Raw genomic sequence first — 19,563 nt, forward strand, 5'->3', positions numbered from 1 at the left:
GTCGACAAATACTCGAGCGGCATTTTCGTGATGCGTTGCGTCAGCAGACGCGTGTGGGCCGCACGTTGCAAGGTATAAAACTGCCTGTTCATCGTGCATTGACCTCAATGGTCTCACGGTCAAGAAACGGGCTATCATGTTTACCGGGGAATGCATGTCATGATGAATCGCCATAGCTGCCGCGCCGCCATCGCCGCTGTCATTGCCGGATGCCTATTGTCCTCCGCCGTAGTGGCGCAGGAATGGCCAACGGGACCCGTGCATATCTTTGTGGGCTTTCCCGCAGGGTCATCCCCCGATACGATCGCGCGGCTGGTGGCCGAGCCGCTGGCTAAGGCGCTTGGTCAGCCCGTTGTGGTTGAGAACCGGCCGGGAGCAGGAGGCGTGATCGCCGTGCAGCAGATGCTGGCGCGCGGGAGCGCTGGCGACAGTTTTGGTATTAACATCAACGGCCCGCTAACGACCGCGCAGCGGCTGATCCCGGATCTAGGTTATGATCCGGTCACCGATATCGCCCCGGTTGGGCTCATCGCGACCAGCCCGCTTGTGCTAGCCGTCGCTGCCGAGTTTCCGGCGGACGATCTTGCAGCCTTCATCGACGCTGCACGCGCCGAGCCCGAGGCAATAAGCTATGGCTCGGTCGGAGAAGGGTCAGGCGCCCATCTGACGGCCGAGCTTTTTGCCGATGCTGCCGGGGTCGAGCTTTTCCACATTCCGTTCCAGAGCTATGCCGAAGTGACGACCTCGATCCTCGGCGGAGAGATCGACAGCGGGTTCATGGCGCCTTCCGCCGCGCTGCCGCAGGTCGAGGCAGGCACGATGAAGATGCTTGGCGTCACCTCGGCCGAGCCGTTCGCGCAGGTCCCGGACGTGCCGGTGATGGCCGGGCAGGCAGGACTGCCGGAGGATTTCCGGGCCGAGCTGTGGAATGCCTTCATCGCCCCTGCTGGAACTGATCCTGCCATTCTCGACCGGCTGAACACCGAGTTGAACCAGATCCTGAAGGATGACGAAGTGCGCGAACGGCTGTTGGCAATGGGATGGCAGGCACAGGCAGGCACGCCGGGCGATTTGGCGCAGCGGATCGGGGAAGATACGGCACTCTGGGGCGGGGTAATTGACGCCACACAGGCGGCAGATTGAGGAAGTCTGGCAGCTCCATGCGCCGCGATTACCACGACATGACTTGGGGCGGCGTCCTGGTGCTGGCTGGGCTGGCGGTCGCGGGCTATGCCTGGATCAACTATGACCTCGGCAGCATTCGCCGGATGGGTCCGGGCTTCTTTCCCGTCGCGCTCGGCCTTTTGCTGGCGGCTCTTGGGGCATTGATCGTCATTCCATCCGCACGGCGTCCGGGGCAGCCAACTCCCTTTGCCTGGGTTCAAGCCAGCGGCGTCATCGGCGCGCTTCTGGCATTTGGGCTGCTTCTGGACAGGCTGGGTATCCTGCTGACAAGCGCGCTGACGGTCCTGATCTCCAGTGCGGTCGCGCCCCGCCAAGGCATTGTCTGGCGGCTGGCGCTGACCGTTGCGGTCACGGGGCTGGTATGGCTGGTCTTTGTGCGCGGGCTGAACATGTCGCTGCCGATCTGGCCTGAGGGGGTAAGATGACCGCGCTGGAAGGTCTTGGACACGGGCTTGCCGTCGCCCTGCAGCCGTCCATCCTGATCTACAGCCTCTTGGGTGCCGTACTGGGCACGCTGGTAGGCGTGTTGCCGGGCATCGGCGCGATGGCTGCGATCACCCTATTGCTTCCGATCACCTACTACATCTCGGCAGAGGCGGCGCTGGTGATGTTGGCCGCTGTCTATTACGGCGCCCAATACGGCGGGGCAGTGGCCTCGATCCTCTTGCGCCTACCAGGCACGCCGCAGTCGGTGGTCACCACGCTGGATGGCTATCCGATGGCGCAGCAGGGCAGGGCGGGGGTCGCGCTGTTTACCGCGATGGTGTCGTCCTTTGCGGGGTCAATGCTGGGGATCGTGATCTTGGTTTTGCTGGCCGGATGGCTAGGCCGTTTGGCCACCAGCTTTGGCGCGGCCGATTATGCAGCCATGATGGTAATGGGACTTGTGGCAGCCTCGACCATTGGCGAGGGACGGCCGGCGAAGAGCCTTGCCATGGTGGTCGTCGGCGTCATCCTGGGTTGCGTTGGTACGGACGTCAATTCAGGAACGCAGCGCTTTACCTTTGGACAGGTCCAGCTTCTCGACGGGATCAACCTTGTCGCGCTGGCGATGGGTCTTTTCGGCGTAGCAGAGATCATCGGCAATATCCGCAAAGCCGAGTTGAACGGCACGCCAGAGCGGGTCAGCCTGCGCCAACTCGTGCCCACGCGTCAGGACCTGCGTGTAGTCGTCGCTCCTATCACACGCGGTACCCTCTTGGGGGGCTTCTTCGGGGCGCTGCCAGGCACCGGATCGACGATCTCGTCTTTTCTCAGCTATGCGCTGGAGCGGCGCGTTGCCCGCCAGCCAGAGCGTTTCGGCAAGGGGGCGATCGAAGGCATTGCAGGGCCTGAGGCGGCCAATAACTCGGCCTCCATCACAGCCTTCGTTCCGACCTTGACCCTCGGTATCCCTGGCGATCCGATCATGGCGCTGATGCTGGGGGCGCTGGTCATCCACGGCATTCAACCCGGTCCAATGATGCTCGATGCACATCCAGACATGTTCTGGGGACTGGTCGTCAGCTTCGGGATCGGCAACCTGTTCCTTCTGATCCTGAACCTGCCGCTGATCGGGATTTGGGTGTCGATGCTGCGTATTCCGTTTCGTTTGCTATACCCCGCGATCATCATCTTCGTCTGCCTGGGCGTCTATTCCGTGCGCGGCTCGACCTTCGACATCGTTCTGGTCGCGGCGATTGGCGGCATCGGGTATGCGCTGTCGCAGGCAGCCTTCAACCCGGCGCATCTGCTGCTTGGATTTGTGCTGGGCCCATTGATTGAAACTAATCTCCGGCGCGCATTGCTCGTCTCGCGCGGCGATGCCATGACCTTCCTCGAGCGCCCGATTGCCTGCGGCTTTGTCATCGCCACGGTAGCGCTGCTAGGCTATGCCTTGATGAAGCGCGGAGACGCGAAGGCGTTGCAGTCTTAGGCGACACTGCCGGTGATGAGTCTTTTTCCATTTCCATGCGAACAGGCTTGTCGACTTGTTGCTGTCGGTCACAGCAGCTGTGAGGCATTGCAAATTTGCTTAGGTTGTCACGGAGACCGGGAAGCTATGGTTATAGTCCTAGGCTGGCGCGCCCTAGAAGGCGGCCAACCTAAACCAGGCGCTCTCTGCAGGCCTCGTCTACTCTTCGATACCTACATGAACCGCTGACCCACTACGCCGCGATAGCCACAGCGAAAGCGCCAGAAAAGCAACTGTGATGCCATAGATCACCAGCGCGATCGGGCTCTGGAACAGCACCAGGAAATCGCCCCCCGAGATCGACAAGGCCCGACGCAGATTGTTTTCCATGTCCATGCCCAGAAGTAGGCCTAGAACCACAGGAACCAGCGAGAAGTCTAGCTTCCGCAGGATGAAGCCCAGTACTCCGAAGCCTACCATGATCATCAGGTCGAAGGCTGCGTGGGTGATGGCGTAGACGCCCAGATAACTGATCGCGACGACCAACGGCATCAGGCCCCAGGCAGGCAAACCGAGCACGCGGGTGAAGATCCCGATCAGCGGCAGGTTGAGGATCAGCAGAACGAAATTGGCCAGATAGAGCGCGGCCACCAAGCCCCAGACCAGATCAGGGCTTCGCTCGAATAGCAGCGGCCCAGGCTGGATATTGAGAGAGATCAGCATTGCCAACATGACTGCGGTCGTGCCCGACCCCGGCACCCCGAGCGTGAGCATCGGGATAAGCGCCCCGCCACTGGCGGCATTGTTGCCTGCCTCGGGCGCTGCGACGCCGCGGGGATCGCCAGTGCCAAAGGTGCCCTTGTCGTTCAGGCGCTTCTCGAAACTATAGGCCATGACAGCACCCAACGAAGCGCCCGCCCCGGGCAGGATGCCTGCAATGAAGCCGATCACCGAGCCGCGCAGAGAGGCGCCGAGCCCTTCTTTCACACGTGACAAGCGAGGAAATACGCTGCCGGGCGGCACCAGCTTGGCATCCGCCACCTTCTGTTCCAGGAAGAACAGGATCTCGGAAATCGCGAACAGCCCGACCAGTGCCACGATGGGGTCGAAGCCGTCGTAGAGATTGAAGCTGCCAAAGGTATAGCGCGCCACGCCTGTCGAAGGATCGAGGCCGACCGTCCCCAGCATCAATCCGAGCAAGGCCGCCAATAGCGTTTTCCGCGGATCGGTGCCCGAAATCCCCCCTATCGTGGCAAAGGCCATCACGTAGAGCGCGAAGTAATCCGCAGGACCAAAATAGATTGCAGCCTTAGCCAGCAGCGGCGCGAACAGGGTTAATCCCACGGTTGCAAATGTTGCGCCGATGAACGAGGCCACGCCCGATATTGCAAGCGCATCCGCTGCCTGCCCCTTTCGGGCCATTGGATACCCATCAAGGGTTGTCATAATGGCCGGCTCGTCTCCGGGGATGTTCAGCAGGATGGAAGAGATCCGACCGCCATACATGCAGCCGTAGTAAACGGCCGACAGCAGGATCATTGAAGATGTGGGATTAAGTCCGAAGGCGAAGGTCAGCGGGATCAGGATGGCCACGCCGTTGACCGGGCCGAGGCCCGGCAGGGCGCCGATCAGCGTCCCTGCAAAACAGCCCGCAACGATCAGCGCGAGATTGATCGGAAGGGCAGCAACGGCAAAACCGTCCCAAAGGGAGGTGAGAATATCCATGTCAGCCAAACCATGTCCCGATCATTGGCAGGGGCAAGCCCATCAGCCGGTCGAACAAAAGATAAAGTCCTGGCGCGGCGATACCGGCCGTGAGCAACCCACGGACCGGAGGCGCGCCCATAAGCAGGCCCAGCCCCAGGACCGCGGCGAACGTAGATGGAACGAAGCCTACAGGCTCCAGCAGCAGTGCATAGCCTAGAAGCAGGCCAAGCGCCGCAGCCTGCCGGAGCAGGCCCGCCGGCCCTGCCCAAATTGCGTTGTGGCGCGGCCAGATCATTAAGGACAGCCCTAGAAGGATCGCCGGGATGCCGATCACGCGCGGAAAAATCGCAGGCCCCAGCGGATCGCCGAAGCCTGCGGTATATCCTGCAGATAGCCAGACATATCCGGCTGCCAGCAGGAAGAAGCAGATACCGGCCAGCCGGTCGGTCACTGAATGACCCCGATCTGACGCGAAATCTCGGCCATTTGTTGCTCTTGCTCGGCCACATAGGCGGCAAAGTCCTCACCGCCGCGCCAGACGGGCTCCAAGCCGCTGGCCTTGGCCGCTTCGTGCCACGCGGCAGAGTCGTACAGCGCTTTCAGCTTTTCGACCCATTCGGCATAGTCTTCGTCGCTGACCTGGCCGCCGGTGTAAAAGCCGCGCCAGTTATAGCCGGTAACGTCATAGCCTTGTGATTTCGCCGTTGGCAGGTCGGGGAATGCGGAAATTGGTTCATCCGCCAACACTGCCAGAATGCGAATGTCGCCGGACTCGACAAATCCCTTGATTTCACCCAGATCTGTGGAAACGACACCCACCTGTCCGCCCATCATTTGTGTCACCGCGGGACTGCCACCGTCGAACTGGACCCAGCGGATCTTTTCGATGGCATCGACGCCTGCTGCCTGGGCCAGCATCAACAGCCGAATGTGATCCCAACCACCGGCACCGGACGAGCCGGAAGTGACAACCGAGGTTGGGTCTTCTTTGAGCTTGGTCAACAAATCGTCCAAGGACTGCATGTCGCTGTCCTTCGCGACGGCGATCACACCCACATCAGCGCCCAGCATCCCCAACCAGCGCATCTGGTCGATGCCGCCCGGATATTTGCCCTGCGCAATCTGCGTAACGCCTACGGTCGAAGTCGCGACCAGCAGGTCACCGTCATCGGCGCGCTTGCCGGCGACATTGGCAAAGGCCACCGCACCGACACCGCCCGGCATGTTCGTCACCTGAACATTACCCTCGACCAGCCCTTGCTCCGCCAGCAGGCGCCCAACTTCACGGCAGGTGAAGTCCCATCCACCGCCGGGATCGGCAGGGGCGATGCATTCCGCCGCCAGCGCCGGCCCTCCCACCATGACTGCCAAGGTCACGCTTGCAGCACGCAAGCCATTCAGTCTCCAGATCATCCGTTCCTCCCTAGATGATGGTTGTTCTTATCCCCCAACGACGCCCCGCCGTCCCATAAAGCGCCGTGCTTTGTTGATCGCCTCCCGAACTTCTTGGCGCACCGCCGCTGAATGGGCAAGAACCGCACGAGCCGCACCGTCCTCGTCGCGGGCGCAGATCAGGTCCAGGATCTCGTTGTGTTCGCGATGCGTCCTGGACTGCCCCTCTTTCGAGGCAAATGACAGCCAGCGCGCCCGCACGGTGCGAAGGGTCACGTCCTGCATCGCCGCAGTCATGCAACGATTGCGAGACAGCGCGGCACAGCGCACATGGAAATCCAATCCTAGTTCCAGCCACCGCTCGGGCGTGAACTCCTGATACCCCAGGGTGATGCTGCGCCGGATCGCGTCGGTTTCAGCGGCCGTGGCCAACCGCGCCGCCAGCCTGACCGCTGCCGGTTCGACAATATCGCGGAAGGCGAAGACCTCGTCGATCTCTTCCATGTCGAAGGGGGCTACCGCATAGCCGCGCCCTTCGCGGATCACCAGGCCGTCGCGAACCAGATGGAATAATGCTTCTCGGATCGGGGTCCGCGACATCTTGAACTGCGTCTCCAACGAACGCTCGCTGACTGGCTCGCCAGGAACAAGCTCCAGCGACAAGATCGAAAACCGCAGCCGGGACAGAAGATTCCTGCCTTCCTGATGCTCCGGGACAGTTGCAGTGGCCGTCATTGACGCCTCCCTTGCCGTTGGTATACCAAGTTGGCATCCAGAAGAGAAGCCGTTTGTCGCCAGAGGGGGAGGGCATAATGAGCACCTTGATTCCGGGCTTTCCCGACTACGCTGTCGTTACGGAAGTCGGTCCCCGCGATGGGCTGCAGTCCGAATCAGTCTTTGTCCCGACATCGGACAAAATCGCGTTGATCCAGTCGCTGTTGGATGCTGGTCTGCGTCATTTCGAGATCACCTCCTTCGTGTCACCGCGCGCGGTTCCGCAGATGCGTGATGCAGCCGAGGTTCTATCTGCCTTTCGCGATAGGAAGGATGCTCATCTAACGGCGCTGGTGCCAAACATTCGTGGCGCCGAGGCGGCGATCAAAGCTGGTGTTGATGCAATGGTGCTATTTGCTTCTGCATCGGAGAGCCACAACCTCAAGAACGTGAACCGCAGCCGCGCCCAGTCCCTGCAGGGCTTTGCCGAAATTGCCAAACTGGCTGAAGGCACAGGCGTCAAGCTGCAGGGCGCCATTGCAACTGCCTTTGGCTGTCCCTTCGAAGGTGAGGTCGATGTTCAGGCGGTTGTCGATCAGGCCCGCGCCTATGTTGATCTGGGTATTGACTATATCACCCTTGGCGACACCACCGGCATGGCGACACCAGCGCTGGTGATCCAGCGCGTGCAGGCGTTGAGTCCTGTGTTGGGCGAAGCCGCGTTGGCACTGCATTTTCACAATACCCGCGGCGTCGGCTTGGCCTGCGCCTATGCCGGCCTCAGCCAAGGGGTCACACATTACGAGTCTAGCATCGGCGGCCTCGGCGGCTGCCCCTTCGTGCCTCGGGCGACTGGCAACATTGCGACTGAGGATCTGGTTTATCTTATGGAGGAAAGCGGCGTCTCGACCGGCACTAGTCTGGACCGGCTGATCGAGGCCGCCAAACTGGCGGAACGGATCGTAGGCCGCGAATTGCCGGGCCAGGTGATGAAGGCGGGACCGCGCCTAGCGACCGCTCCCATGGACAGTGTAAGGACTGCCAATGGCTGAAACATCGCATGGTCCTTTGGCCGGGCTTCGCGTCATCGACCTGACCCGAGTTCTGTCGGGGCCTTTCTGCACCATGATCCTTGGCGATTTGGGGGCGGACGTTGTCAAGATCGAGCCGCCGAAGGGTGATCCTGTGCGTGCCCAGGGTACGATGACAGAAGGACATTCAGGCTATTTCGCAGGCTTCAACCGCAACAAGCGCTCTGTCGTACTGGATCTCTATACCGACGACGGCAAAGCAGTGTTGCGCCGCCTGCTGGCCGATGCTGATGTGCTGGTCGAGAATTTCCGCCCCGGGACACTGGACAAGCTGGGTCTGGGTGAAGCAGCACTGAAGGAACTGAACCCGCGGCTGATCGTCGGCAGCATCAATGGCTATGGCAACGTCGGTCCCTATGTCGATCGGCCGGCTTTCGACTTCATTGCTCAAGCGATGAGCGGCTTTATGGGCGTCAACGGGGAACCAAACGGCCCACCGATGCGCGCCGCCGCCCCGGTGAGCGATTTGGTCGCTGGGATCTACGCGGCGTTGGGGATCCTTGCTGCCGTGCTGGGACGCGAGAAGTCAGGCCAGGGCCAGACGGTCGAGGTCGCGATGGTCAATGGACTGATCAGCCTGATGGCCTATCTGTCGTCCGAATACTTCGCTACGAACAAGGTCCCCGAACGGACCGGCAATGACCATCCTCTCGTCTACCCTTATGGGTTGTTCACATGCTCGGATGGACAGATCGCAGTGGCCAATTCGCACGATCAAATCCTGCGCCGCTTCCTGGACACACTAGATCTGGGCTGGATCATGTCGGATCCGCGCTATGACAGCAATCCCAAGCGCATGACTGCCCGAGAGGAACTGCGCGAGATGATCAATGCCCGCATGGCTGGTCAGAGCCAGCAGCACTGGCTCGACGTCTTGAATGCAGCCGGCGTTCCCTGTGGCGTCGTTCAAGACCTGCATCAGGTCTTCACCGATCCTCAGGTCATGGCGCAGCAGATGGTCCTAGAGGTGCCTTTTCAGGATGGACCATCCCTCAGAACGGTAGGTTTTCCGATCAAGCTGGGCAGCACTCCCTGCACCATCCGCCGGCCTGTGCCACGACTGGGCGGCGGAACCCGCGAGGTTCTGACGGAGGTTGGCCTGTCCGAGGGTGAGATTGACGCTTTGCTTCGCCGGCAAAATGCGAACAATTGATTTAGACGAAACGTAGCTTTTCGGAAATAGCAGTTCCTCAAGATCTGAGAGGCTTGAGCAGTGTGCGGCATGCCAAGTTCAGTAGCCGATGGCATCAGACAATCTATGCACCGCAAGACAATGTACCCAGGAGATGACGCGGATTGGTTGAGATGAACTACTGTTGAGCCGATCAAGCCTGACGCCGCTGCTGAGGCCAGAATCTTCAGGGATAGTAAGGTGGTCGCGGCAGAAATTGGAGCCACGACAGCCGCTGAACCGGCCACAATGCGAACCCGGGTACCTGGGGTGCGAACCCCGATTTTTGGTACCCAACTGGAGATCTGCCGCGACAACGCCCACCGCATAGCAAACGGCGCCGGAAGGACCCAATGCGAATGCCTGGATGCGTCTATTCGTAAAATGGAAGCGGTTTCAAGCTTCGCAAGTAGAGGATAATGGCATCAAGATCCTCAGGCGTTATCTTGGCCAAGTAAGCATAGGGCATCGGGGGCATCATCTGTTTTCCGTCTGGATGAACGCCTTGCGTGATCATCGCCTTCAGTTCCTCGTGGCTATATCTCGCAATGCCGTCTTCTGAATGAGGCGTTAGGTTGGGTGCGACCGAGACGCCCCAAGGCCCACGGAATTCGAAGCCGCCAGCGCCCGCGTGGGTATCCAGCATCGGCCCTTGTGGCCCATGCGGTGTGTGGCACTCCATGCAATGGGCAACCGGACCTGCAAGATAGGCGCCATACTCCACGGTTACGCCCCCCTGAGGGTGGGCTACGCTTTCCACCGGGGGGCCATAGGCATGCGGAAGGGGGATGTTGTAAACGCTCTCGGGCTGCTGGCTGTCCACGGCCGGGACGGTCCTGAGATAGGCCACGATCGATTGCACGTCATCGTCGGACAGACCGCGATAAAGTGCGAACGGCATCGGCGGTCCGATCAGCGTTCCATCAGGCCGCAGCCCTTCGCGGATCGCCCGGACAAGCTCCTCGTCCGTCCAATCCGCCACCCGCGATCCTGGGGTGATGTTGGGTGCATAGGCCGTGAAAGCAGGGTTCTCATCGACTAGGCGCCCACCAAGCGATTTCAAGAAATCCGGCCCCTCGGCGCCAAGCGGCGTATGGCAGTTTCCGCACCCTGCAGGACCTTCGACGAGGTATTCCCCACGCTCAACTGAAGGGGCCGCAACAACAGTATTTGCGCAGAGCATGGGGATGATCCCGACTCCGCCGAGCAACAAAACTCTTAACACGCTCAACCCTCCACTTTCGGTACAACACGCGCCGACAGCGGTAGTTTAGCAGATTTCGGGAGGTCAGTCGTCTGGATCATCTTTAATGCTGTTTAACTTGAACCTAACAAAAAGATGCACTTTGACCAGCGCCTACAATAATCAGAACGCCTTTCAGAACCTTCTGATGCGCAACCCATTCTATTTTTCAGCATATGCTACAGGCCCATTTAGTGGCTGGCTCCACTGGCTTTGAAACTGCCCTGCGGACAATCGCCGGCCCTCAACCGTCAGCTCTTCGCGGCTTTGTAGATCGGAGGCGCGCGTGGTACTGTTGCATGCGACCGCGTCAGAACGGCGCGCATTTAGGTGGTACAGTTATGGTTCAGCGTGCGCGAGAACCGCAGCACCAGTCTGCTGCTGACGCTCCGGCTGCCAGCACGCTGCCCTATAATCCTGAAGAATGGAAACAGCGGGTAGCGGCTGCGCGCGCGCAGCGAGAGGAAGTGCTGCGGCAGCGTGCGGAAGAGCAGCAGGCGGCCGAACGCGGAAGCGTCGGGCTTTCCGGACGCACCAATCCGCCTGTGATGATGCCGCTCCTAGGCGTGCCGGCACTCATAAGCACTGTGAAAGACGAGCAGCCTAAAGCCGCAGGCACTATACCCTATTTCAACAGTCCGCGTCAGGCTCTAGCTTCCTGGGCGCAGATAAAGGGCAAGACCTCCTTTGGTGGCCGTGTGCCTCCGATGCTGTTCGGGCTGGTGATTAGCGCCCTGGCAGGGGCCTCCCTTGTCAGCCTTGGCGCAACCCGCCCCGGCGGCATTGATCCTCAGAACGAGAGTGCCCCGCCTGTTGTCTCGGCTAGTCCTTCTGTGGATGCTGCGCCTTCCTATGCGACACCGGTCGCGGGGCCACCTCTGGTGACATCGCCTCTGGGCCTTGGCGTTGTACCGACTGCCGATGCACAAGAGACTGCCTTTGCATCACTCGATGTGTTGTCTGCCCCGTCAGCTCGTGGACTGGAGCTGCCTGCTTTAGCAACAGCGGCTGCTGCCCCCAGCATGCCAGCGATTGCCGCACTACCTGTCGCTTCCGAACAGCCCGGCTCGGGGACGAGCCCCGACACGGCCAGAGTGGCACTCAGCTTAGGCTCCCGGGAGGTCCAGCAGGCACCCTCTGTGTCACGGCTGCAGCTTGCCCGTCCCCCGGTGCCGGCGGCGGATGCCAGCCCTCAGCAACTGTTGTCGAATGCGGAAAAGCCAAACATGCGCTTGGCCGTCTATGTCCCCGAGCGGCTTGCGGCCGAACGTCGATATCAGACCATGACGCAGCTTTCGGAAACAGGATGGTCGCCCGAGGAGGCATCGACGCCATTCACGATCAGCGAGACGCATGTTCGGTATTACCACCCGCAGGATCGGGCAGCAGCCGAGGAACTGGCAGCTTCGCTGAACACCGAGGCGCGAGACTTCGTCAGCTTTACCCCATCTCCGGAGGAGGGCTACCTGGAGCTGTGGTTGGGCGGCCAAGGAGCGCCCCCCAAGCCCAAGCCTGTCGCTACGAGGACAGAAGCGCCGGCACCCGTCCAGGCCAGTGGGGCAGGGCGCGGCAGCGAGGTGCCGCGAATGACCTCTGGTGTCCGCAGAAGGGCGGCCTCAGGCGGAGATAACAACGAATGGCTGCGAACCTCGAACAGCCGCAATCTGGCCGGCATAAGGAATAGCACCGAAGGCAACAGCGGGAGCAGCAAGGGAGGCGTTAGCGAGGGTGGAGCCAGCAACCATGGAGGCGATAGCGGCAGCAGCGGGAGTGCAGGCGGCAGCTCGGGCAGCGGCGGCAGCGCAGGCGGCAATGGCAGCAGCAGTGGGAGCAGCGGCGGCAACGGCGGCAGCGCGGGCGGGAACGGTGGCGGTGGCCGCGGCGAAGGCAATGGGAACAGTGGCGGAAACGGTGGCGGCCACGGCAACAGCGGTGGCCACGGGAACGGCGGAAACGGCGGTGGCAACAGCGGTGGCCACGGCAACGGCGGTGGCCACGGCAACGGCGGTGGCCACGGGAACGGCGGCAACGGCGGCGGCAACGGAAACGGCGGCGGCAATGGCGACGGAGGAGGTGGCGGAAGCGGCGGCGGTAACGGAAACGGCGGCGGCAATGGCAACGGAGGAGGTGGCGGAAGCGGTGGTGGAAACGGTAACGGCGGCGGAAACGGAAACGGAGGAGGTGGCGGAAGCGGTGGTGGAAACGGTAACGGCGGCGGAAACGGAAACGGTGGTGGCAATGGCAACGGAGGAGGTGGCGGAAACGGTGGTGGAAACGGTCACGGCGGTGGCAATGGTAATGGCGGCGGTGGCAATGGCGGGGGAGGCGGCAATGGTGGTGGGAAGGGTGGCCGAGACTGACCCCAAAACTCGCACCATTGAAACCTCCTCATTGTAGGCGACCCTGACCAATCGCGACGCGGTAACCTGACGCATCTTGAACAGGAGGCTTTAGGTTTTGCGGGCGGACACGGCCCTGACCGCGCACGATCTCTCCATGAGCCGCCAGACCGGACAGGAGGCCTCGGTGCAGATCTGCTCTGCTACCGATCTCCCCACCCAGTCAGCAAGGGATAAAACTCTTGTATCGGTCCTGATACAGTTGTTAGCGTGATTGGCGCTCGGCACGATTCGTCATTCCGGTGGAGGGTGCATTCGCGCGGCGAGCGATTTTGGGAGGAGACTTCATGAACAAATTTGCCATGGGCTTGGCAGGGATAGCATTGGCGATGCCCTTTGCTGCCGTCGCGCAGGATGGCCCCGGAACCAGCACGAAAGACAGCTATCGCTTCCTGATTGTGCCAAAGGTGGTCCATCCGTGGTTTGACAAGGTCAACGAAGGGGCAGAAATGGCGGCGGCCGCGCTTGAGGCGCAGACCGGCGCAAACATCGAGATCGTCTATTCCGCACCACAGACGGCAGACGTCGTGCAGCAGGTGCAGATCGTCGAAAGCGCTATCTCGACGCGCCCCGACGGGATCGCCATTGATCTGCTGGATCCATCGGGCAATCGTGCTTCACTCGAGGCAGCGCAATCGCAAGACATCCCTTTGGTGATCTTCGACTCGGTTCCGCCTGAGGGAATGGACATCCCCTATATCGGGTCCGACTTCTGCGAGCAGGCCAAGATGGCATCTCGCCGGCTGGTCGAGGTTCTGGGCGGCGAGGGCGAGGTGGCGATCATGATGGGTGTTCCCACTGCCCCGAACCATTCGATCCGTGCCGAATGCCATCGCGAGGTTTTTGCCGAGCATGAGGGCATCACCGTCGTTGCCGAAGGCATAGATAACGACAGCATCGAAACCGCGCAGCAGCAGGCAGCTGCGATCATGCAGGCCCATCCCAATCTCGCGGGCTGGGTCGCATCCGACGCGGCCGGTCCCATCGGCATCGGCCAGGCCATCATCGAAGCTGGCAAGCAGGACCAGGTTACCCTGGTGGGCCTCGACAACCTGCCCGAGATGCTTGAAATGATCCGGTCGGGCGTGGCCGACAGTTCGTCCGCGTCGCAGCCTGAACTGCAGGGGTACTGGTCGGTCATGCTGCTCTGGGCGCAGGCGACGGGCGCGCCGGTTCCGGATTACCTGGACACCGGAAACGCGTTCCTGACCAAGGACAACCTCGACGGCTGACGCATCCGCCTCCTGCGGCCGCCATCGAACTGGCCGCAGGAGCACTCCCCCGGAGGAACAACATGGCCTATCTGGAGGCACGCGGCCTGGGCCGCGATTTTCCTGGCGTCACGGCGCTGGATGGGGTCGATCTCGATATCGAGCTGGGCCGCACGCACATCCTGGCCGGCGAGAACGGCGCGGGGAAATCGACGTTGGTCAAGATCCTGACAGGTTCGGACCGCGCATCGCGCGGGTCGATCCTGATTGATGGCATGGACCCGGTCGAACATCCCGAGATGTTCCGCAAGATCGCCTATGTGCCGCAAGAACTTTCGCTGTTCCCGGACGTCAGCGTTGCTGAAAACCTGTTCATGCCCTTCGACCGCACAGGTCATGGCGGGCTGGTGAACCGCAAGCGGATGGAGGCCGAGGCCCGAATCTACCTGGACCGCTTCGGGATAGAGGCTCGTCCCTCTGACCTTGTCCGCCATATCTCGGTTCCCGACCAGCAATTGCTGCAGATTGCGCGGGCGTCGACCAACCGCGACATGAAGGTGCTGATCCTCGACGAGCCCACATCAGCACTGACCGCACGCGAGGTCGAGCGCGTTTTCAACGTCATTCGAGGCTTTCTGGACCGCGACCACGCGATCGTCTTCATCTCTCACAAGATGGAGGAGGTGTTCGAGATCGGCGACGACTATACCGTCCTTCGCAACGGCGAAAAGGTTGCCTCGGGCGTGGTCTCCGACATCGATGAGCCGGGCCTGATCCGTGCTATGTCTGGGCGCGAGGTCGCCATCGACGATCACTTCCGCCCCAATGTGACCGCAGGCGAGACCCTGCTGGAGGTCGAGGGCCTCAGCGGAACGATGTTCGACGATGTCAGCTTTGCGCTGCGTCAGGGCGAGATTCTGGGTTTCGCCGGGCTGGTCGGTGCGGGACGGTCCGAGCTGATGCAGACCATCTTTGGCTTCCGCAAGGCCAGTGCCGGCCGTGTTCGCGTCGGGGGGCGCGACTGGCGGCTTGGCGATACGGCCAGTTCCGTGGCCGGCGGGATGCTCTACCTGTCCGAGGAGCGCAAGCATCACGGCATCTTCCCGCTTTTGTCCCTTCGCGACAATATCGGCGTGTCAGTGCTGTCACTGACCTCCGGGGCGGCGGGCATCGACTTCGCCAAGGAACGCTCTCTTGTCCGGCGGGTCATCGACGACTACGGCATCCGAGCCTCGGGTCCGGGTCAGCGCATGTCGACGCTTTCTGGCGGCAACCAGCAGAAGGCCATCATCGGCCGGGCTATGGCCACGACGCCGCGGATCCTGATCTTCGACGAGCCGACGAAGGGTATCGACATTCGCACCAAGACCGAGATCTACCGTATCATGAAGTCGCTGGCTGAGGACGGAGTGGGCATCATCCTCATCTCCTCCGAGATGACAGAGCTGCGCCGGTGCGCCAGCCGCATCGTTACCATGCACAGCGGCCGGATCACCGGCGATTTCGACGCCGCCACCACCGCCGCCGAGACGCTGGTTGGCGCGATCTTCGCGACCGGCAGCGACGGCGCGCCACTTGAACCGGAGACTGCCCATGTCCACTGACGCCACCGTAGGGGCGCGACAGCCCTCGGTCCTGTCTATCCTGATCCGCAACCCACTTGCCGGGGTCTTTGTCGCACTCCTGGCGATCTTTGTGGTCTCGGCGCTCATCTCGCCCTATTTCCTGACGGCCTACAACTTGTCCGTCATCGCGCGCGGTCTGGCCTTCGTGGGTCTCGTCACCATCGCGCAGGCTTCCCTGATGATCCTGGGAGAGCTCGACTTGTCGCTCGGCACGATAGGCGGACTTTGCGGCGTCGTGTCGGGGATGCTGATGGTGCAGGCCGGGCTGCCCTGGGGGGTGGCGTTGGTCCTGGCGCTGGTACTTGGCATGGCATTGGGGTTGCTAAACGGCTTCCTCGTCACGGCCCTAGGGCTGCATTCGCTGGTGCTGACCATCGGCACCGCCGGAATCTATGGCGGCGCCATACTGGTCCTGACCAAGGGGGTCGCCATCACCGGTATCCCGGAGGGGATCCAGTTCCTGGGCCGCGGTGACGTCCTCGGCGTACCGGTGCCGTTCGTCATTATGCTGCTGATCCTGGCGATCGCGCTGTTTCTGACGACCCGTACGCCGATGGGCCGGTATATGTACGCGATCGGCAATAACGCTGCCGCCGCGCGGATGCTGGGGATCCGCGTGGATCGCATCCGGCTACTGGTCTTCACTTTCGCAGGCATGCTGTCAGCTCTCGCGGGCCTCCTGATGGTCGCACGCCTCGGGACCGCGCAGCCGTCGATCGGGCAAGCCTGGGTGCTGGCACCAATCGCGGCATCGGTCATCGGCGGCGTGGCCACGACTGGTGGCGTTGGCTCTCCGCTCGGCGCCATCTTTGGGGCTGGCATCATCGCCATCATCGAAAACATCATCGTCCTCTTTGGCGTCTCGCCCTATTGGCAGGGCGTCGTCTCAGGCGTCATCGTGGTGCTTGCGATCTCGTTTGACGCCTTGTCCCGCCGCTACATCCGCCGCGCTGCGTGAACTCAAATTTCCGGAACAGACATGACCCGAACCAAGAAACTGATCAACGCGCCGGAAGACATCATTCCCCAGGTCATCTCGGGAATGGTGGCGGCTCATCCCCACCTACTGACCGTCGAGGGAGCAACGGGCCGGGCTATTGTGGCGGTCGATGGTCCGCGTGACGGCAAGGTGGGCATCGTCGTTGGCGGCGGATCTGGCCACGAGCCTGCCTTTGCAGGCTATGTCGGCCGAGGACTGGCCGACGCCGCGGCCGTGGGAAATATTTTTGCTTCACCCTCGCCCGAACAGATCTTGGACGCCGCACGGGCGGCCGATGGCGGGGCCGGCGTCTGCTTTCTCTACGGAAACTATACAGGCGACGTCATGAACTTCACGATGGCGGCTGAGGAACTTCAGGCATCGGGCGTTCGCGTCGCGCAGGTGGCAGTGTCCGACGACGTGGCCTCGGCACCCTCGGAAAGGCGGTCCGAGCGGCGCGGAATCGCCGGCGATTTCTTCGTCTTCAAGATCGCTGGTGCCGCCGCCGACCTAGGCGAGCCACTGGCCCGCGTCTATGCGCTGGCGCAGAAGGCCAATGACGCGACGCTGTCGATGGGCGTGGCATTGGGAGCTTGCTCACTTCCCCAGACCGGCAAGCCGAACTTCGAAATCGGCGACGACGAGATGGAAATCGGCATGGGCCTGCATGGCGAGCCCGGCATCCGTCGCACCAAGTTGGCAACTGCTGACGAGGTCACGGACGAGCTGACGCAGGCCATCCTAGCGGAACTGTCGGCGCAACCGGGCGATCGTGTAGCGGTGCTGGTAAATGGATTGGGTGCGACATCCCTCGTCGAACTCTACATCATCTTCGATCGCCTGAAACAACTCCTGGACGGCCAGGGCATGGTCATCCACCGGTCGTGGGTCGGGGAATACGCGACATCTCTCGAGATGGCCGGAGCCTCGATCACGCTGATGCGCTTGGATGACGAACTGGCGTCGCTGCTGGACCATCCTTGCCGATCTCCCGCGCTGACTGTGGGGGCGGTAGAGGCGAGCATGACCCGGTCTCCTCGGTCTACGCGGCGAACAACGCCAACACCGATGCAGAAAAACGATGCCGCTCTGATGGAGGGGCTGATCGACGAAGGCGCCATCACGCCCAAGATATTCCGGGAAATGATGCGCAGCGCGGGTGCCGAAATCATCGCGCAGCGCGACTGGCTGTCAGAGCTGGACGGTGTGATCGGCGACGGTGACCATGGCGTCACCATGGAGATCGGCTGGAAAGCCGTGCTGGCTGCTCTTAGCGGTGCGGCTGAGACGGAAACCATCGAGGCGAGTTGCAAGCGGATGGCCAAAGCCTTTCTCGATGCGGTCGGCGCATCGTCTGGTCCGCTCTATGCGACCGCCTTCCTCCGCGCCGGAGCGGCAGTGGCTGACCGGCGGAACCTGGACGCGGGCGCGCTTGCGGCATGGCTTGCCGGGGCTATGCAAGGGATACGGGACCGGGGCAGGGCCGAGCCGGGTGACAAGACGATGGTTGACGCGTGGTCTCCGGCAGTCGAGGCAGCGCTGGCCTTTTCGGGATCGGGAGATGAGCTCGCGGTGATGAGCGCCGCCAGGGACGGCGCCGAAGCGGGGATGAAAGCCACGGCGGAGCTTGAATCGCGCCGCGGTCGGTCAGCAAAACTTGGTACCCGCTCCAAGGGTCATATCGATCCCGGTGCCGCGTCGACATTCCTGATGCTCCGGGGGATGGCCCTGACGCTGGATCAGATGCGACCCTGACCTAGCGTGGCCCGGCAAGCAAGGCACGGGCCACGCCTTCATTCGTCACCAGACGGTTCACGTAGCCTGCGCGGAGGATCGCGCGGATGATCTGGATCTTGTCGATCCCGCCCGACACCAGCACGGACATCGGCTTCAGTTTCAACTTGGCAGGGCTAAGCGCCATCAACGAATCGTTCAGGAAGTGATCAACCGGCTGGCCCTGGGCATCCAGAAAGCAGCCTAGAAGCTCACCTACTGCACCCAGTCTCTGCACGTCATCCAGGTGATCCTTGACGGCCCGGATCTGTGTCAGCGTTGTATCCTCGGCCAGAGATCCGCATGAGGTGACGCCAAGGTCTGCAATTTCAGTCCTTGCAAGAACGTCTGCCAGCTCATCGATCAGCAGCAGCGTCTCGCGACCTTCCGGCGAAGCACAATATAGGGGAGCGGTCAGATAATGACACTCGACGCCCAGCTTGCGCGCAAAGCTCGTTGCAACTTCAAAAGTATTGGTGCCGGACGATCGGGTGACGCCGCCGGTCAGTCCTACGACCCAGCTGTCCGGGTGAGGCCGCTCTTGCAGGGCACGCACTGCAAAGCTCAGCGTCCGGCCGGTGGCGATCCCGATCCCGAGGTCACGCCCCTCGATTAATGCTCCGATCATCATCCCGGCAGCTTCGCCTATCACGCGCTTCTGCTCCAGATGGTCCGGCACGTCGGGCACCACGGCGGCATCGACTAGGCTATACCTGTCCGACAGGGTTTCTGCCAATGCGACACAGTCGGTCAGCGGCAGGGTCACGTCGATATGGACTGCGCCGTCCTCTCGGACTTGGCCGATCAGCTTGTTGACCCTGAGGCGGGTCATGCTCATCCGCGACGCGATCTCCTGCTGGGTGAGCCCGCCGACGAAGTAGTACCACGCTACCCGGGCGCGTTCATACTCCTCCGCCAGATTGGCCGAGACTCTCAGTTCCGCCGGCGCAACATCTTTCAGCATAGGCGCCTCCCTCATTGCCGGAGAACCGCCTCTCCGAGGTGAGATCCACTCCTACTTGTCGTAGTGGTCAATGGCTAGGGTGTCCTTGGAGCGTCGCTGTCAGGCCCCTGTTCGAATGTGTCGCGCAGCTTCGAGCAGGCAGCTGTAACTGTCATTTAAAATCAAAACCTGCTGCGGCAGCAACGGAAGCGGTGGCAGCAGCGGCGGAAGTAGTG

16 protein-coding genes are annotated in these 19,563 nt (G+C 61.9%); 9 read left to right on the forward strand and 7 right to left on the reverse strand.

Going from position 1 to position 19,563, the window contains the following annotated elements:
• Window positions 1–258: 258 nt before the first annotated feature.
• The 3 genes from FIU66_RS05045 to FIU66_RS05055 are packed head-to-tail and all read left to right on the forward strand — an operon-like array spanning window position 259 to window position 3,100.
• On the forward strand, window positions 259–1,143 hold the full coding sequence (locus FIU66_RS05045) for a tripartite tricarboxylate transporter substrate binding protein (RefSeq protein WP_167621683.1): 885 nt from the start codon (window positions 259–261) through the stop codon (window positions 1,141–1,143).
• Between the two features lie 17 nt (window positions 1,144–1,160).
• The gene (locus FIU66_RS05050; RefSeq protein WP_167621684.1) at window positions 1,161–1,610 is read left to right on the forward strand and encodes a tripartite tricarboxylate transporter TctB family protein; all 450 of its coding nucleotides are present in this window, start codon (window positions 1,161–1,163) and stop codon (window positions 1,608–1,610) included.
• Window positions 1,607–3,100 (forward strand): tripartite tricarboxylate transporter permease, encoded by a 1,494-nt coding sequence (locus FIU66_RS05055; protein ID WP_167621685.1) that lies wholly within the window; start codon window positions 1,607–1,609, stop codon window positions 3,098–3,100. Before FIU66_RS05050 ends, FIU66_RS05055 begins: the two co-directional genes overlap by 4 nt.
• A 198-nt stretch (window positions 3,101–3,298) precedes the next feature.
• Here FIU66_RS05055 and FIU66_RS05060 read toward each other — a convergent pair whose 3' ends face one another.
• From FIU66_RS05060 to FIU66_RS05075, 4 genes are read right to left on the reverse strand one after another with little or no spacing between them, the layout of a single operon-like run.
• Complete coding sequence (locus FIU66_RS05060; RefSeq protein WP_167621686.1) at window positions 3,299–4,804, reverse strand: tripartite tricarboxylate transporter permease; 1,506 nt, start codon at window positions 4,802–4,804, stop codon at window positions 3,299–3,301.
• 1 nt (window position 4,805) lies between these two features.
• Entirely contained in the window at window positions 4,806–5,237 is a 432-nt protein-coding gene (locus FIU66_RS05065; protein ID WP_167621687.1) for a tripartite tricarboxylate transporter TctB family protein, read from the reverse strand.
• Window positions 5,234–6,199: a tripartite tricarboxylate transporter substrate binding protein gene (locus FIU66_RS05070; protein WP_167621688.1), complete on the reverse strand. Its 966-nt coding sequence runs from the start codon at window positions 6,197–6,199 to the stop codon at window positions 5,234–5,236. Before FIU66_RS05070 ends, FIU66_RS05065 begins: the two co-directional genes overlap by 4 nt.
• A gap of 27 nt (window positions 6,200–6,226) precedes the next feature.
• Complete coding sequence (locus FIU66_RS05075; RefSeq protein ID WP_167621689.1) at window positions 6,227–6,913, reverse strand: GntR family transcriptional regulator; 687 nt, start codon at window positions 6,911–6,913, stop codon at window positions 6,227–6,229.
• Window positions 6,914–6,990: 77 nt separating this feature from the next.
• On the opposite strand from FIU66_RS05075, the gene FIU66_RS05080 reads away from it, so the two are divergent.
• Together FIU66_RS05080 and FIU66_RS05085 are read left to right on the forward strand one after the other, a co-directional pair.
• A complete protein-coding gene (locus tag FIU66_RS05080; protein ID WP_167621690.1) occupies window positions 6,991–7,944 on the forward strand; it encodes a hydroxymethylglutaryl-CoA lyase in 954 nt (317 codons plus the stop codon).
• On the forward strand, window positions 7,937–9,136 hold the full coding sequence (locus FIU66_RS05085; RefSeq protein ID WP_167621691.1) for a CaiB/BaiF CoA-transferase family protein: 1,200 nt from the start codon (window positions 7,937–7,939) through the stop codon (window positions 9,134–9,136). Before FIU66_RS05080 ends, FIU66_RS05085 begins: the two co-directional genes overlap by 8 nt.
• Window positions 9,137–9,527: 391 nt before the next feature.
• Here FIU66_RS05085 and FIU66_RS05090 read toward each other — a convergent pair whose 3' ends face one another.
• Together FIU66_RS05090 and FIU66_RS05095 are read right to left on the reverse strand one after the other, a co-directional pair.
• A complete protein-coding gene (locus FIU66_RS05090; protein WP_167621692.1) occupies window positions 9,528–10,337 on the reverse strand; it encodes a c-type cytochrome in 810 nt (269 codons plus the stop codon).
• A 1,676-nt stretch (window positions 10,338–12,013) separates the two neighbouring features.
• Window positions 12,014–12,832, reverse strand: a complete 819-nt coding sequence (locus FIU66_RS05095) for a hypothetical protein (protein WP_167621693.1) — start codon at window positions 12,830–12,832, stop codon at window positions 12,014–12,016.
• A gap of 251 nt (window positions 12,833–13,083) precedes the next feature.
• Here FIU66_RS05095 and FIU66_RS05100 point away from each other — a divergent pair, with 251 nt between their 5' ends.
• The 4 genes from FIU66_RS05100 (at window position 13,084) to dhaL (ending at window position 18,366) form a co-directional block, all read left to right on the forward strand.
• Window positions 13,084–14,028: a substrate-binding domain-containing protein gene (locus FIU66_RS05100; RefSeq protein ID WP_167621694.1), complete on the forward strand. Its 945-nt coding sequence runs from the start codon at window positions 13,084–13,086 to the stop codon at window positions 14,026–14,028.
• A 62-nt stretch (window positions 14,029–14,090) separates the two neighbouring features.
• Entirely contained in the window at window positions 14,091–15,611 is a 1,521-nt protein-coding gene (locus FIU66_RS05105) for a sugar ABC transporter ATP-binding protein (protein ID WP_167621695.1), read from the forward strand.
• Window positions 15,601–16,590: an ABC transporter permease gene (locus tag FIU66_RS05110; RefSeq protein ID WP_167621696.1), complete on the forward strand. Its 990-nt coding sequence runs from the start codon at window positions 15,601–15,603 to the stop codon at window positions 16,588–16,590. Before FIU66_RS05105 ends, FIU66_RS05110 begins: the two co-directional genes overlap by 11 nt.
• A gap of 21 nt (window positions 16,591–16,611) precedes the next feature.
• Window positions 16,612–18,366, forward strand: coding sequence for a dihydroxyacetone kinase subunit DhaL (gene dhaL, locus FIU66_RS05115; RefSeq protein ID WP_167621697.1), 1,755 nt, complete (start codon window positions 16,612–16,614; stop codon window positions 18,364–18,366).
• A gap of 1 nt (window position 18,367) precedes the next feature.
• On the opposite strand, the gene FIU66_RS05120 is transcribed toward dhaL, so the two are convergent.
• Window positions 18,368–19,348, reverse strand: coding sequence for a sugar-binding transcriptional regulator (locus tag FIU66_RS05120; protein WP_167621698.1), 981 nt, complete (start codon window positions 19,346–19,348; stop codon window positions 18,368–18,370).
• Between the last annotated feature and the right edge of the window lie 215 nt (window positions 19,349–19,563).

Source organism: Paracoccus sp. AK26, assembly GCF_011801365.1.
Taxonomy (GTDB): Bacteria; Pseudomonadota; Alphaproteobacteria; order Rhodobacterales; family Rhodobacteraceae; genus Paracoccus; species Paracoccus aerius.

Excerpts from the sequence above, each read along its gene's own strand:
- FIU66_RS05050 (WP_167621684.1), top strand. The coding sequence starts at position 1,161 with ATGCGCCGCGATTACCACGACATGACTTGGGGCGGCGTCCTGGTGCTG.
- FIU66_RS05055 (WP_167621685.1), top strand. The coding sequence starts at position 1,607 with ATGACCGCGCTGGAAGGTCTTGGACACGGGCTTGCCGTCGCCCTGCAG.
- FIU66_RS05060 (WP_167621686.1), bottom strand. The coding sequence starts at position 4,804 with ATGGATATTCTCACCTCCCTTTGGGACGGTTTTGCCGTTGCTGCCCTT.
- FIU66_RS05070 (WP_167621688.1), bottom strand. The coding sequence starts at position 6,199 with ATGATCTGGAGACTGAATGGCTTGCGTGCTGCAAGCGTGACCTTGGCA.
- FIU66_RS05075 (WP_167621689.1), bottom strand. The coding sequence starts at position 6,913 with ATGACGGCCACTGCAACTGTCCCGGAGCATCAGGAAGGCAGGAATCTT.
- FIU66_RS05080 (WP_167621690.1), top strand. The coding sequence starts at position 6,991 with ATGAGCACCTTGATTCCGGGCTTTCCCGACTACGCTGTCGTTACGGAA.
- FIU66_RS05085 (WP_167621691.1), top strand. The coding sequence starts at position 7,937 with ATGGCTGAAACATCGCATGGTCCTTTGGCCGGGCTTCGCGTCATCGAC.
- FIU66_RS05090 (WP_167621692.1), bottom strand. The coding sequence starts at position 10,337 with ATGCTCTGCGCAAATACTGTTGTTGCGGCCCCTTCAGTTGAGCGTGGG.
- FIU66_RS05095 (WP_167621693.1), bottom strand. The coding sequence starts at position 12,832 with ATGCGTCAGGTTACCGCGTCGCGATTGGTCAGGGTCGCCTACAATGAG.
- FIU66_RS05100 (WP_167621694.1), top strand. The coding sequence starts at position 13,084 with ATGAACAAATTTGCCATGGGCTTGGCAGGGATAGCATTGGCGATGCCC.
- FIU66_RS05105 (WP_167621695.1), top strand. The coding sequence starts at position 14,091 with ATGGCCTATCTGGAGGCACGCGGCCTGGGCCGCGATTTTCCTGGCGTC.
- FIU66_RS05110 (WP_167621696.1), top strand. The coding sequence starts at position 15,601 with ATGTCCACTGACGCCACCGTAGGGGCGCGACAGCCCTCGGTCCTGTCT.
- dhaL (WP_167621697.1), top strand. The coding sequence starts at position 16,612 with ATGACCCGAACCAAGAAACTGATCAACGCGCCGGAAGACATCATTCCC.
- FIU66_RS05120 (WP_167621698.1), bottom strand. The coding sequence starts at position 19,348 with ATGCTGAAAGATGTTGCGCCGGCGGAACTGAGAGTCTCGGCCAATCTG.